The 14,053-nt window shown below is 65.0% G+C and carries 11 protein-coding genes and 1 pseudogene; 3 read left to right on the forward strand and 9 right to left on the reverse strand.

The window, feature by feature from the left end; translation table 11 throughout:
- Positions 1-201: 201 nt before the first annotated feature.
- Together codA and ACYVD0_RS15185 are read right to left on the reverse strand one after the other, a co-directional pair.
- Positions 202-1,440, reverse strand: a complete 1,239-nt coding sequence (gene codA, locus ACYVD0_RS15180) for an amidohydrolase family protein (protein WP_460427583.1) — start codon at positions 1,438-1,440, stop codon at positions 202-204.
- A 277-nt stretch (positions 1,441-1,717) separates the two neighbouring features.
- Complete coding sequence (locus ACYVD0_RS15185) at positions 1,718-2,188, reverse strand: MaoC family dehydratase (RefSeq protein ID WP_460427584.1); 471 nt, start codon at positions 2,186-2,188, stop codon at positions 1,718-1,720.
- A gap of 299 nt (positions 2,189-2,487) precedes the next feature.
- On the opposite strand from ACYVD0_RS15185, the gene ACYVD0_RS15190 reads away from it, so the two are divergent.
- A complete protein-coding gene (locus ACYVD0_RS15190; protein WP_460427585.1) occupies positions 2,488-4,176 on the forward strand; it encodes a long-chain fatty acid--CoA ligase in 1,689 nt (562 codons plus the stop codon).
- 44 nt (positions 4,177-4,220) lie between these two features.
- Here ACYVD0_RS15190 and ACYVD0_RS15195 read toward each other — a convergent pair whose 3' ends face one another.
- Genes ACYVD0_RS15195 through glcD form a run of 5 tightly spaced genes read right to left on the reverse strand, consistent with a single transcriptional unit; the run spans position 4,221 to position 10,642 of the window.
- On the reverse strand, positions 4,221-6,398 hold the full coding sequence (locus ACYVD0_RS15195; RefSeq protein ID WP_460427586.1) for a malate synthase G: 2,178 nt from the start codon (positions 6,396-6,398) through the stop codon (positions 4,221-4,223).
- Between the two features lie 37 nt (positions 6,399-6,435).
- Entirely contained in the window at positions 6,436-6,843 is a 408-nt protein-coding gene (locus ACYVD0_RS15200; protein WP_460427587.1) for a heme-degrading domain-containing protein, read from the reverse strand.
- On the reverse strand, positions 6,822-8,075 hold the full coding sequence (glcF, locus tag ACYVD0_RS15205; protein WP_460427588.1) for a glycolate oxidase iron-sulfur subunit: 1,254 nt from the start codon (positions 8,073-8,075) through the stop codon (positions 6,822-6,824). Before glcF ends, ACYVD0_RS15200 begins: the two co-directional genes overlap by 22 nt.
- A gap of 9 nt (positions 8,076-8,084) precedes the next feature.
- Positions 8,085-9,143: a glycolate oxidase subunit GlcE gene (gene glcE / locus ACYVD0_RS15210; RefSeq protein ID WP_460427589.1), complete on the reverse strand. Its 1,059-nt coding sequence runs from the start codon at positions 9,141-9,143 to the stop codon at positions 8,085-8,087.
- The gene (glcD, locus tag ACYVD0_RS15215; protein ID WP_460427590.1) at positions 9,143-10,642 is read right to left on the reverse strand and encodes an FAD-binding oxidoreductase; all 1,500 of its coding nucleotides are present in this window, start codon (positions 10,640-10,642) and stop codon (positions 9,143-9,145) included. The genes glcE and glcD overlap by 1 nt, the downstream gene beginning before the upstream one ends.
- A gap of 246 nt (positions 10,643-10,888) precedes the next feature.
- Between glcD and glcC the strand changes: the two genes are divergently transcribed.
- Entirely contained in the window at positions 10,889-11,665 is a 777-nt protein-coding gene (gene glcC / locus ACYVD0_RS15220) for a transcriptional regulator GlcC (RefSeq protein WP_460427591.1), read from the forward strand.
- 21 nt (positions 11,666-11,686) lie between these two features.
- Positions 11,687-11,908: pseudogene (locus ACYVD0_RS15225) on the forward strand (IS3 family transposase); the annotation flags it as partial.
- Positions 11,909-11,930: 22 nt separating this feature from the next.
- Here ACYVD0_RS15225 and ACYVD0_RS15230 read toward each other — a convergent pair.
- Both ACYVD0_RS15230 and ACYVD0_RS15235 read right to left on the reverse strand, forming a co-directional pair.
- Entirely contained in the window at positions 11,931-13,421 is a 1,491-nt protein-coding gene (locus ACYVD0_RS15230) for a hypothetical protein (RefSeq protein ID WP_460427592.1), read from the reverse strand.
- 460 nt (positions 13,422-13,881) lie between these two features.
- Positions 13,882-14,053, reverse strand: a 172-nt coding sequence (locus tag ACYVD0_RS15235; RefSeq protein ID WP_460427595.1) for a transposase domain-containing protein, incomplete at its 5' end; no start/stop codon positions are given.

Here is a 14,053-nt window from a genome sequence, read left to right on the forward strand (position 1 = left end):
CGGGAGTAATCCCGCTCCCTACTCGATGCCCGATTATTCGTCTCCTTCACTGATTTTTGCGTAGCGATTCAAGACGAGCAGTCGCATAGATGGATTTCCCCATGCGTTTGTCCTGCGCCATCCTTCTGGCCATTTTCCGTGCGTTGGCATGACTCCCAGGCGTCCTCAGTTCGCGCTGGCGATGACCGCCAGCGTGCAGATTCAGGAGTAGCGTTCGATCCGCGCCGGGATGCGGCGCATCAGCACTTCCCCGTTGCGGATCGACACCAGCGCCTGGCCCTGGCTACGCAGCAGCTCGTAGTCGCTGGCCGCCGAGAGGATCAGCAGGTTGGCTGGGCGCCCCGCTTCCAGCCCGTAGCGCTCGCCCAACTGCAGGGCCTTGGCGCTGTGCTCGGTGACCAGGTCCAGAGCGCGTTGCAGATCCTGGTAGCCGAGCATGTGGCAGATGTGCAGGCCGGCTTCGAGGATGCGCAGGATGTTGCCGTTGCCCAGGGGATACCAGGGGTCGACGATGGAATCCTGGCCGAAGCAGACGTTCAGGCCGGCGCGGTCCAGCTCGGCGACCCGGGTCAGGCCGCGGCGCTTGGGATAGGTGTCGAAGCGCCCCTGCAGGTGGATGCTCTCGGTGGGGCAGGAGACGAAGTTGATCCGCGACTGCCGGAGCAGGCGGAACAGCTTGGAGCAGTAGGCGTTATCCCAGGAGCCCATGGCCGTGGTGTGGCTGGCGGTGACCCGCTCGCCCATGTCGCGCACCCGAGCCTCCTCGGCGAGCACTTCGAGAAAGCGCGACTGCGGGTCGTCGGTCTCGTCGCAGTGCACGTCCACCAAGCAGCCGCTGCGCTCGGCCAGGTCCATGAGGAACTTGATCGAACTGACCCCCTGTTCGCGGGTGTTCTCGAAATGCGGGATGCCGCCGACCACGTCGGCGCCCAGGGCGATGGCTTCACTCATCAGTTCGCGGCCGCCCTTGAAGGACTCGATGCCCTCCTGGGGGAAGGCGACGACCTGCAGGTCGATCAGCCGGCGGGTTTCCTCGCGCACCTCGAGCATCGCCTTGAGCGCGGCGAGGCTCGGATCGGTGACGTCGACGTGGGTGCGCACATGCTGGATGCCGTGCTCGACCAGCATGTCGATAGCCTTCTTCGCCCGCGTCTTGATGTCCTCATGGGTGACCAGCGCCTTGCGCTCGGCCCAGCGCTCGATGCCCTCGAACAGGGTACCACTCATGTTCCAGGCCGGCTCACCAGCGGTGAGGGTGGCGTCCAGGTGGATGTGCGGCTCGACGAAGGGCGGTACCACCAGGTTGCCGGCGGCGTCCAGTTCTTCGCCGATGGTGTCGGCCGGCGCCGGCTGGGCGACGATCGCGGCGATGCGTGCGCCGTTCAGTTCGATGCGGTGGAGGCCTTCGCGTCCGCGCAGGCGGGCGTTGACGATCTTCATGGCGAACCTTCCTTCTGCTGTGCGGAGATGGCCGCCGATCTGGCGGGCCGGACCATTCAAGCAGGTGGCAGCGCATCTTGCGAGGGGGCCGCGCTGGCAGGGCTGTGGGGACTAGTGGCCTGTTTGGTTGATTCGATGAGTCAATTTCGGCGCCCGGGGCTCGGATACTGCGTTGTCGCTCCTCGCCATAGCCCGGCCATGACTCGTCGCGGCGCCTTGTCTCGAAACCCCGGTCATCCGAGCTTGAGTTAACCAATCAACTGCACAGGCCACTGAATCAGCCGATGCTGATCGGCGGCAGCCGGGTCAGTTCGACGCTCTGCTGGCGGCGCGGGGCGAGGATTTCCGCCTCGCCGTCGACCACCAGTTCGTTGTGCTGGTTGTAGACGCGGGTGGCGATGCGTACGCGGAACTTCGGCAGCTTCTCGAGGATTTCCAGGCGCACGGTGAGAGTGTCGCCGAGCTTCACCGCCCGGGTGAACTGCATGGTCTGGCCGAGGTAGATGGTGCCCGGGCCAGGCATGGTGCAGGCCACCGCGGCACTGATCAGTGCGCCGCTGAACATGCCGTGGGCGATGCGTTCCTTGTACGGGCTGCGGGCGGCGAACTCGGCGTCCAGGTGTACCGGGTTGTGGTCGCCGGAGAGGGCGGCGAACAACTGGATGTCCTTCTCCTCCACGGTCTTGCTGTAGCTGGCTTGCTGGCCGACCTCGAGATCGCCATAGGGGACGTTGGTAACCTGGCTCATGCAGTTTCCTTGGTGTTCTGTCTGTAAGGATAAAAAGGTTCCCATCGGGACGATGGGAGAGGGCGGACTCGGGTCCGTTGCAGGAAGCCCGCATTGTAGTGCCGGGCGCTGGGCTTTTCACGGAAAGGACCGTCGATTCGTACACAGCTCGGCCGGGCAGGCCGCAAGCTCTCGCCTCAGAGGCTGAAGCCCGCGGCTCGCGGGCCTTCCGGACGATGATTGTGCCTGCTACTCTCGGGCCGCTTGTCTGCCAGCGGACAAGAAGAATTCAACCTGCGCGATGCATGGAGTGGTATTGCATGATCGAGAACTTCTGGAAGGACAAGTATCCCGCCGGCCTCGTCCGCGAAATTGATCCTGACCGATACCCCAACATCCCCGCTGTGCTGAAGGCCTCCTGCCAGCGCTTCGCCGACCGGCCGGCCTTCAGCAACCTCGGCCGGACCCTCAGCTATGGTGAGCTGTACGAGCTGTCCGGTGCCTTCGCTGCCTTCCTGCAGGGGCTCGAGGGGTTGCAGCCGGGCGACCGCATCGCCGTGCAGCTACCCAATCTCCTGCAATACCCCGTGGCGGTGTTCGGCGCCCTGCGCGCCGGGCTGATCGTGGTCAACACCAACCCGCTGTACACCGCCCGGGAGATGCAGCAGCAGTTCGCCGATGCCGGGGCCAAGGCCCTGGTCTGCCTGGCCAACAAGGCCCATCTGGTCGAAGAGGTGCTGCCGCGGACCGGCATCCGCCACGTCGTGGTCACTGAGGTTGGCGACCTGCTGCCGCCGTTCCGGCGCGCGCTGGTCAACGGCGTGGTGCGCTACGTCAAGCGGATGGTCCCGACCTACCACCTGCCGCAGGCGGTGAAGTTCACCGCCGCTCTGGCCCGGGGCCGCGGCCGGCCGCTGCGGGAGATCGAGGCCGCCCCCGGCGACGTCGCCGTGCTGCAGTACACCGGCGGCACCACCGGCATGCCCAAGGGCGCCATGCTCACCCACCGCAACCTGGTGGCCAACATGCTGCAGTGCCAGGTGCTGATTGGTGCCGTCCTGGGCGAGGGCTGCGAGACCCTGGTCGCGCCGCTGCCGCTCTACCACGTCTATGCCTTCACCCTGCACTGCATGGCGATGATGCTCACCGGCAACCACAACCTGCTGATCAGCGATCCGCGTGACCTGCCGGCCATGGTCCGGGAGCTGTCGAAGTGGAAGTTCAGCGGCTTCGTCGGCCTCAACACCTTGTTCGCCACTCTGTGCCACGACGAGGGTTTCCGCCGCCTGGATTTTTCCGCGCTGAAGCTGACGCTGTCCGGCGGCATGGCTCTGCAGCAGGCCACCGCCGAGCGCTGGAAGGCCGTCACCGGCTGCGAGATCCTCGAAGGCTACGGCCTCACCGAAACCAGTCCAGTGGTTTCCTGCAACCTCTACGGGCACATTCGCCCCGGCACCATCGGCATGCCGTTGCCCTCGACCCTCTGCAAGGTGCTCGACGAGCAGGGTAACGAACTGCCGCCCGGCAACAGCGGCGAGCTCTGGGTGAAGGGGCCGCAGGTGATGAAGGGCTACTGGCAGAACTCCGAAGCCACCGCCGCGGTGCTCGGTGCCGACGGCTGGTTGCGCACCGGTGACGTCGCGGTGATCGAGGCCGATGGCTACTTGCGCATCGTTGACCGCAAGAAGGACATGATCCTGGTGTCCGGCTTCAATGTTTATCCGAACGAGCTGGAGGACGTCCTCGCCAGCCTGCCGGGCGTGCTGCAATGCGCCGCCGTCGGCGTGCCCGACGAGCGCACCGGCGAGGCCATCAAGCTCTTCGTGGTGGTCAAGCCCGGCGCGACCCTGACCACGGAGCAGGTCATGCGTCACATGCACGATAACCTCACCGGCTACAAGCGCCCGAAATACATCGAATTCCGTGATCGCCTGCCGACCACCAACGTCGGCAAGATCCTGCGCCGGGAACTGCGCGACGAAGCGCTGGGGAAGACGGTCGGGGCCTAGCCGGGAAAACCCGCGAGGCGGCAAAGCGCCTCGCGGGCTCAGGTTCAGCCGCGGTTCTGTTTGAAGGCCAGGCGGAACTGGTGCAGCAGGGGCTCGGTATAGCCGCTGGGTTGCTCGCAGCCTTTGAACACTAGGGCGCAAGCCGCCTGGAAGGCCACCGAGTGCTCGAAGTCGGCGGCCATCGGGTGGTAGTTCGGGTCGCCGGCGTTCTGCTGATCAACGATGCGGGCCATGCGCTGCAGGACTTTCATGAGTTCTTCCTTGCCGGCCACGCCGTGGCGCAGCCAGTTGGCCATGTGCTGGCTGGAGATGCGCAGGGTGGCGCGGTCTTCCATCAGGCCGACGTCGTGGATGTCCGGCACCTTGGAGCAGCCGACGCCCTGTTCGACCCAGCGCACCACGTAGCCGAGCAGACCCTGGGCGTTGTTCTCCAGCTCCTCGCGGATCTCCCTGGCGCTCCACTGCGGCTCGGTGACTACCGGGACGCTGAGCAGACCGGCGAGCAGCTCGTCGCGCACGCCGGCAAGGTCCACCTGCTCCAGTTCCGTCTGCACGGCACCGACATCGACCTGATGGTAGTGCAGCGCATGCAGGGTTGCGGCGGTCGGCGAGGGCACCCAGGCGGTGTTGGCGCCGGCCCTGGGTTGGACGATCTTCTGCTCGAGCATGTCGGCCATGCGGTCGGGCATCGCCCACATGCCCTTGCCGATCTGCGCACGGCCGCGCAGGCCGCAGGCCAGGCCGGTCAGCACGTTGCTGCGCTCGTAGGCGGAAATCCATGCCGAGGACTTCATGTCGCCCTTGCGCAGCATGGGGCCGGCCTCCATGGCGCTGTGGATCTCGTCGCCGGTGCGGTCGAGAAAGCCGGTATTGATGAAGGCTATGCGCGCCGCGGCGGCGGCGATGCAGGCCTCGAGGTTGATGCTGGTACGGCGCTCCTCATCCATGATGCCCATCTTCAGGGTATGGCGCGGCAGGCCGAGGAGATCCTCGACGCGGCTGAACAGCTCGTCGGCGAAGGCCACCTCGCGCGGGCCGTGCATCTTCGGCTTGACGATGTAGACCGAACCTGCGCGCGAGTTCCGCCGGCGCTCCAGATCGTGCAGGGCGGCGAGGCTGGTGACTACGCAGTCGAGGATACCCTCGGGGATCTCGCGGCCCTCGCCGTCGAGCACCGCCGGGTTGGTCATCAGGTGGCCCACGTTGCGCACGAGCATCAGCGCGCGACCGGGCAGGGTCAGCGCCGTGCCGTCGGCGGCCAGGTAACAGCGATCCAGGTTCAGGCGGCGGGTGAAGGTCTTGCCGCCCTTGCTGACTTCCTCGCTCAGGGTGCCCTGCATCAGGCCCAGCCAGTTGCGGTAGACCTGCACCTTGTCCTCGGCATCGACCGCGGCGACCGAATCCTCGCAGTCCATGATGGCGGTCAGAGCCGCCTCCAGCAGGACGTCCTTGATCCCGGCGCCGTCGCTCTTGCCGATGGGATCGGCGCGGTCGATGTGGATCTCGAAGTGCAGGCCGTGGTTCTGCAGCAGGATCGCGGCAGGGCTGTCGGGCGCGCCCTGGTAGCCGACAAAGCGCTCGGGATGCTTCAGGCCCGTCTCGGTCTGGCCCAGGCTGACCTGCAGCCGGCCGTCCGCCACGCGGTAAGCAGTGGCCTCGGCGTGGGAGCCCTGGGCCAGCGGTGCGGCCTGGTCGAGAAAGGCGCGGGCGCGGGCGATGACCCGGGCGCCGCGCAGCGGATTGTAGGCCGAACCCTGCTCGGCGCCGTTGTCCTCGCCGATGGCGTCGGTGCCGTAGAGCGCATCGTACAGGCTGCCCCAGCGGGCGTTGGCGGCGTTCAGCGCGTAGCGCGCGTTGGACATCGGCACCACCAGCTGCGGACCGGCCTGCACGGCGATCTCGCGGTCGACGTTGGCGGTGCTGGCTGTTACCTGCTGCGGTCTCGGCAGCAGGTAGCCGATGCCTTCGAGGAAGGCGCGGTAGGCCGCCAGGTCGCGTATCGGGCCGGGATTGCTGTGGTGCCAGGCGTCCAGTTCGGCCTGCAGGTGGTCGCGTTCAGCGAGCAGTGCGCGGTTTTTTGGCGCCAGCTCGTGGACCAGGGCGTCGAAGCCCTGCCAGAACCTGGCGGTATCCAGGCCGGTGCCCGGCAACACTTCGTTTTCGATGAAGCGGGCCAGATTCTCGGCGACTTGCAGACGGTGATGGGTGATGCGCTTGCCCATTGGTGATGTTCTCCAGTTTTTGTTCTGCTCGTTGAGGTCACTCGGCGATGGCCTGCGTGCCGGCCCTGGCCACCTGGGCATCCTGATCGGAGCGCACCCCGGACACGCCGACGGCGCCGACCACCTGGCCGCCGACCACGACCGGCACGCCGCCCTCCAGGGTGGCGCTGATTAGCGGTACCGAGAGGAAGGCGGTGCGTCCGCCGTTGATCATTTCCTCGTAGACCTTGGAGTCGCGGCGGCCGAGGGCGGAGCTGCGGGCCTTCTCCATGGCGATGTAGGCACTCACCGGTGCGCTACCGTCAAGGCGCTCCAGGGCCAGCGGGTGGCCGCCGTCGTCGACCACCGCGATGCTCACGGCCCACTGGTTGTTCTGCGCTTCGGTGCGGGCGGCGGCGAGCATCCGCGCGACTTCGGTCTGGGTCAGTACTGCTTTGCTATGCATGAGAGGTTCTCCGGTTGAGTCAGGGCTTCTTCGACCAGCTCGATCCAGTGCCGCACCGGGGTGCGGCCGGCGCTGTCCAAGTGGATCTGGCAGCCGATGTTGGCGGTGGCGATCAGCTGGGGCTGGCCGCTTTCCAGGGCGTTGAGCTTGTTGTCGCGCAGTCGGCGCGACAGTGCGGGCTGGGTCAGCGAGTAGGTGCCGGCCGAGCCGCAGCAGAGGTGCGCATCCGGCACCGCGGTGACCTGGAAGCCGAGGCGCGTGAGCACCTCCTCGACGGCGCCGCCGAGTTTCTGGGCATGCTGCAGGGTGCAGGGGCAGTGAAAGGCCAGGCGCAGGTCGGCATGGATGCCGAGCTTCTCCAGTGGCTCGCCGCGCAGTACTTCCACCAGGTCGCGGGTCTGTTCGCTGACCTGGCGGGCCTTGGCGGCGTAACGCGGATCGTCGGCCAGCAGGTGGCCGTAGTCTTTGATGAAGGCGCCGCAGCCGCTGGCGGTCTGCACGATAGCTTCGGCGCCGGCCTCGATGACCGGCCACCAGACGTCGATATTGCGGCGGGCGCGCTCGAGGCCGGCGTCCTGGGCGTTCAGGTGATAGTCCAGGGCGCCGCAGCAGCCGGCTTCGCGAACCGGTGTCACGCTGATCCCGAGGCGGTCGAGCACGCGGCTGGCCGCAGCGTTGGTGTTCGGCGACAGACCGGGCTGCACGCAACCTTTGAGCATCAGGACTCGCCGCGCATGCTGCGGCTGCGGGCGCGCCTTGGCTGGGCGTATCTGGCGCGGCAACTTGGCCTTGAGCGTTGTCGGCAGCAGCGGACGGAAGCGTTCGCCGCTGCGCAGCAGGGCTTTGAAGACGCCCGGATGGGGTAGCAGCGTGCGCAGCCCGGCGTTCAGCACACGCTGGCCGAGAGGGCGTGGCACCCGCTCCTCGACCAGCGCGCGGCCGATGTCCAGCAGATGGTGGTACTGCACACCGGACGGGCAGGTGGTTTCGCAGTTGCGGCAGGTCAGGCAGCGGTCCAGGTGCTCGCGGGTGCTGGCGCTGGGCTCGGCGTCCTCCAGCACCTGCTTGATCAGGTAGATGCGCCCGCGCGGGCCGTCCAGCTCGTCGCCCAAGAGCTGATAGGTCGGGCAGGTGGCGTTGCAGAAGCCGCAGTGCACGCAGCTGCGCAGGATGCGTTCGGCTTCGGCACCGCGCGGCAGGGCCAGGGCCTGTTCACTCAGATGGGTTTGCATGGTCTGATCTCAGAGCTCCGCGTACAGCCGGCCCGGGTTGAAGATCCCCTGCGGGTCCAGTTGCGCCTTGAGCTGGCGGTGGTAGCGCATGAGCGGCGCGGGTAGCGGGTGAAAGGGGCTGTCGCAGACGCCGGCGCTGTGGCAGCTGGCATGGCCGCGGACCTCGGCAGCGATGGCGCGGATCTCGTCGGCCCCGGCATCCGACTTCAGCCAGCGCTGGGCGCCACCCCAGTCGATCAGTTGGGTGCCGGGCAGTGCCAGCGGCAGGACGGCGTTGGGCAGCGACAGGCGCCACAGCGGCCGCGGGTCGGCGAAGAAGGCCAGGCGCCGCTCGCACAAATCGTCCCAGAAGCCGTCGTCCAGCACCTCACCGCCCAGGCGCTGGCGGACCACGGCCAGCGAGCCTTCGCTGCCCTCCAGGCGCAGGTACAGGGCCTCGCCATCGTGGCAGGCGGCGCTGAGCGGAATCGGCTGCTGGCCCCACTCGGCCAGCCTGGTCAGCGCCCGCCCGACATTCATCGCCAGGCGCAGGCTGGCGCAGGCACGCGGCCGCGGCAGCACCTTGAGCGAGACTTCGGTGATCACCCCGAGGCAGCCAAAGCTGCCGGCCAGCAGGCGCGACAGGTCGTAGCCGGCGACGTTCTTCATCACCTCGCCGCCGAAGTGCAGGTGCTTGCCGTGGCCGGTGATCAGCCGCGTGCCGAGGACGAAGTCGCGTACCGCACCAGCCCAGGGCCGGCGCGGGCCGGACAGCCCGGCCGCGACCATGCCGCCCACCGTGGCCGTGCCGAAGTGCGGCGCCTCGCAGGCGAGCAGCTGACCTTGCTCGGCGAGCGCCTGCTCCAGCTCGGCGAGCGGCGTGCCGGCGCGCACGGTGACCACCAGTTCTGTGGGGTCGTAGCTGACGATGCCGCGGTGCCGGCGGGTGTCCAGCGGCTCGCCGGCCACCGCGTGGCCGAGGAAGGCCTTGCTGTCGCCGCCGCGGATGCGCAGCTGGGTACGCGCGGCGATCGCCTGGTTGACCTGCTCCAGCAGCTCGGCGCTGGCGTCGAGGGAGGACGGGCTCATCAGAAACGCTCCAGTTCGGGGAAGGGCAGCCGGCCGTGGTGCACGTGCATGGCGCCGAACTCGGCGCAGCGGTGCAGGGTGGGGATGTTCTTGCCGGGGTTGAGCAGGCGTTCGGGGTCGAAGGCCGCCTTCACCGCGTGGAACAGGGTCAGCTCGTCGGCGTTGAACTGGGCGCACATCTGGTTGATCTTCTCGCGGCCGACGCCGTGCTCGCCGGTGATGCTGCCGCCCACCGCCACGCACAGCTCGAGAATCCTGCCGCCGAGAGCCTCGGCGCGTTCCAGCTCGCCGGGCCGGTTGGCGTCGAACAGGATCAGGGGATGCATGTTGCCGTCGCCGGCATGGAACACGTTGGCCACGCGCAGGCGGTATTCGGCGGAGAGTTCGGCGATGCCCCTGAGCACGCCGGGCAGTTCGCGGCGCGGGATGGTGCCGTCCATGCAGTAATAGTCCGGCGACAGGCGTCCGACCGCCGGGAAGGCGTTCTTGCGCCCGGCCCAGAACTTCGCCCGCTCGGCCTCGTCGCGGGCCAGGCGCACCTCGGTCGCGCCGGCCTGGGCGAGCACCTGGCGCACCCGTTCGCAGTCGTCGTGCACGTCGGCTTCCACGCCGTCCAGCTCGCAGAGCAGGATGGCCTCGGCGTCCACCGGGTAGCCGGCGTGGATGAAGTCCTCGGCGGCGCGGATCGCCAGGTTGTCCATCATCTCCAGGCCTCCGGGGATCACGCCGGCGGCGATGATGTCGCCCACCGCGCGGCCGGCCTTCTCCACCGAGTCGAAGCTGGCCAGCAGCACCTTGGCCATCTGCGGCTTGGGCAGCAGTTTCACCGTCACCTCGGTGATGATGCCGAGCATGCCTTCTGAGCCGTTGAACAGGGCGAGCAGATCGAAGCCGGGGCTGTCCAGGGCGTCGGAACCCAGGGTCAGGCGCTCGCCCTCGACGCTGAGGACCTCGACCTTCAGCAGGTTGTGCACGGTCAGGCCATATTTCAGGCAGTGCACGCCGCCAGCGTTCTCCGCCACGTTGCCGCCGATCGAGCAGGCGATCTGCGACGACGGATCGGGCGCGTAGTAGAGGTTGAAGGGCGCCGCCGCCTGGGAAATCGCCAGGTTGCGCACGCCCGGCTGGACGCGGGCGAAGCGTCCTTCAGGATTGACTTCGAGAATCTGATTGAAGCGCGCCATCACCAGCAGGATGCCCTGTTCCAGCGGCAGAGCGCCGCCGGACAGGCCGGTGCCGGCGCCGCGCGCCACCACCGGCACCTGGCGGCGGTGGCAGAGCCTGAGCAGGGCTTCGACCTGCTCGACGCGCTCGGGCAGCACCACCAGCATCGGCGTGCTGCGGTAGGCCGAAAGGCCGTCGCATTCGTAGGGCTTGAGGTCTTCCTCGCGGTGGAGGATGTCCAGGCCGGGCAGCCGCTCGAGCAACTCGGCGAGCAGGGCGGCCTTGTCGACCTGAGGCAGCGCGCCATCGACGCGCTCGTCGTAGAGGATGTTCATGATGGACTCGATCAGACGGGATATTGTTGTTGTTCGCTCGGCTCGTGACCTGTGTCTGCAGCCCGGGCAGCATCGACCCGGCAGTGCCGGCCGTCCAGCGAAGGGCATACTGGTCCTACCAGTTTGTGGGGGCAGTCGTCCCGGCCGTCCGGCAAGGCCCCTATCCAGACTGGGCTGCCTGCGGATAGGCTTCGCTCGGCTTCATGTCCCTTCGCACTGGTCCGACCAGCCATGAGAGATTCCCGCATGCTCCCCGAAACAGCCGTCGAACGCCGCCAGGTCGCCGATGTGGTGGCCCAGCGCATCGAGCAACTGATCGTCGACGGCGTGCTCAAGGTCGGCCAGGCATTGCCCTCGGAGCGGCGCCTGTGCGACCGGCTGGGCATCTCCCGCTCGGCGCTGCGCGAGGGCCTGCGCGTGCTGCGCGGGCGCGGCATCATCGAGACGGCCCAGGGGCGCGGCTCCTTCGTCGCGCAGTTGTCTGACGGCGGCGACACCAGTCCGCTGCTGCACCTGTTCGCCTCGCAGTCGCGCACCCTCTACGACCTGCTGGAAGTGCGCGTCCTGTTGGAGGGTGAGTCGGCGCGTCTGGCCGCCCTGCGCGGTACCGAGGCGGATTTCATCCGGCTCGGCCGGCGCTACGGGGAAATGGTCGCCGCCCAGGCCGCCCCGCCCGAGAGCATCGACCCGCGCGAACACGCGCGGCTGGACCACGCCTTCCACCTGGCGGTCTGCGAGGCCGCACACAACCCGGTGCTGCTGCACACCCTGCAGTCACTCACCGACCTCATGCTGAACACGGTGTTCGCCTCGGTGAACAACCTATACCACCGCCCGCACTGCAAGAGGCAGCTCGACCGCCAGCATGCGCGCCTCTACCACGCGCTGATCGAGCGCCTGCCGGAACAGGCCCAGCGCGCCGCCCGCGACCACATCCATGGTATTCGCGACAGTCTCAGGGAGATCGAGCAGGAGGAGCAGCGCCTGGTGCGGACGACCATGCGCTTGGAGGGCGGGAGATGAGGGGGGAGGGGCGGCCAATGTGCCAAGAGCGGGAGGGAATACGGATGCCGTAGCGGGTTTCCATGGTTCTGCCGCGATCTGCGCGAAACGGGACTGCCTTGCAATCGCAAGACGATCACCGCTTCGATGTGGCGCCAGGGGCTACGGGCCAGGGCGGTCCGGAAGCACAAGGTCACCACTCATTCCCGGCACTCCGTGCCCGTGGCGGGCAACCTGCTCCAGCAGGGGGGCGCGGCCACAGCATCGAGTCTCGCGGGTGTTGTACTCAATTTTTTCGAGCGCTCGGACATTGACTGTTATTTGAAAAAGCTTCAATCCATGCATAAGGCATCATATGTGAAAAAAAATCTTCCTTTTGATTTTCACTCATTCTGCGAAAATTGGCTGGTAATCCAGCTGCTCTCATGCCAGTTATTGCTCCGTATTTGAAGTAATTCAGCCCTGAGGCCGGATCAAATATGTAGGTTAACTCCGGATTCAAGACGTGACACTGCCTGAGTGATTCAATTATCTGTAGCTCTTTCCGCATGTCATCGGTTCGTGCGTAGCCGGATAGCGTGGATTTTGACAAATAGAAAAGACCGATAGTAAGTGCGAAGAAAACAGAGATAACTACTATTCCCTCGGTTGATAGCCACGCGATGCGGATGTCTTTTGTGCGAACAATATGCTTTGCGAGAAGAAATGCTGCGCACAGCAAGTGTGGTGCATAATAGCGAATGGTAAAGTATCCGGTTAGTAAATATGGGAGAGTGGCGGAAGCTATAAGTATGGCGCCAATTGCCAATCTTGCATTAATGGCCTTTGTGCTGTATCGGATCTTGCAGAGAGCCACCCCCAGGAGCACTGGCAACAATGGAAAGAACATGCATGCCCGTGCGGCATCCTTTAAAAGGCCGTAAGTGTTATTTGTTACCCTGCTTAGCCATAGCGTGAAATTCTCCGATGCTGAAACAATGGGCGTCGCAGGGTAGTCGAGTACGCGGGCTGGCAAAGCCGACATTGCAACCCAGGAGTTGTCGGATATCCAGAACTTGCCGAAATGAAGATAACTGTAAAAAGGCCAAGGGATAATTCCAATAAAAAAGCCAGATACCATAAGGAGAAATATCTTGGGTTCATGCCATTTGTTAAGTGATCCTGCCAGCAGGAAGATGATCGAGTGCACTAGAAAGTCGAAGCGCACCAAGGCAGAAAGGCCTAGAAAAATCCCGGCCCCCCAAAAAAATCCTCGCAGATAGTTAAGGCCTGCAAGTGAGAACAGAAGGATCGCCAAGGGCATGGATCTTCCTGCAAGAGCTTCATCTATATAAGGAATGTAGAAAAGCAGGGAAAAAGCTATTGAAATCCCATAGATACGAGGAAGCTGAATCTCATCGGAGATTTTTATTAAAATGTAAGCGGTCGCAACCACAATCAGGCAGTTAAGAAGGAGAGCCGCCTCAGGAGCTTTGCCTGCAATCAGTTGGATGGCTGAAAGCGCTACCGGATAACCCATCGGGAAGGCCGCTGAATATGTTTCTGCAAAATGACTGCGGATTGTATTGAATCTGTAAAAATCGCCGGAAAAAACACTTTTTGATAGCTCAAAATATGACCAGCTGTCTTGGCTGAACTTATGCACGCCAACAAGGCTTGCAGAGATGATGTATATCATTCCGATAATTAGGATCAGACTAATGAGTACAGGCTGTCGCTCCGTCTGTGAGCTTATGAATTGGCCAGCCTTGTTGGTAATTGAGAATAGTGTTTTCATATGAATCAAAAATCCTCAATTAATGCTTTTCAGTGCGCGTCAAATGAAAATACACTTGGCCTTGAAGGCTAAGACAGTAATTAAGAGCGACTTTAAGTCTTGTGCGGAAAGTACTGCCGCAGAGGTTCCGCGTCATAGTCCTTGTCGGCGAGCAACCAGCGGTAACGCTTGCGATGGCGACCTGGCTTGCCGGGAATTCGGACCTGCTTCAGTAGAGGCTGAGCCTGGCAGATATCACTCGCCGGGCCTGGAGGCAGCGAGAAGCGCAGAGGTACAGGATTGACGTCGCAGACCCCGTGATCCTGTCGTCAGGCAGCCCCGGCCGCGCCCCAGGGTGTGGTCTGCCGGTTCTTCGGTCTCCTTTTTTCCTGGCACTGGAAGAGGCGTGGGTGGTGCGTATTGCCGTGAAATCGATGTAAGCGATCCATAAACCCCATCTGTTGACGGCCGTGCCGGTCTTTTACAGTGGCGCCGTCGGAGTGCAGTTCCACGGCAGCAGCGCCTCGTAGTCTTCGACGCCTTGCGCTTCCGGCAGGCGTTCGAGGACGTGGCGCAGCCAGGCGTAGGGCTCCTGCCCGTTGGCCCTGGCGGTTTCCACCAGGCTGTAGAGCTGCGCGCTGGCCGTCGCGCCT

This window comes from Azotobacter armeniacus (assembly GCF_054779355.1).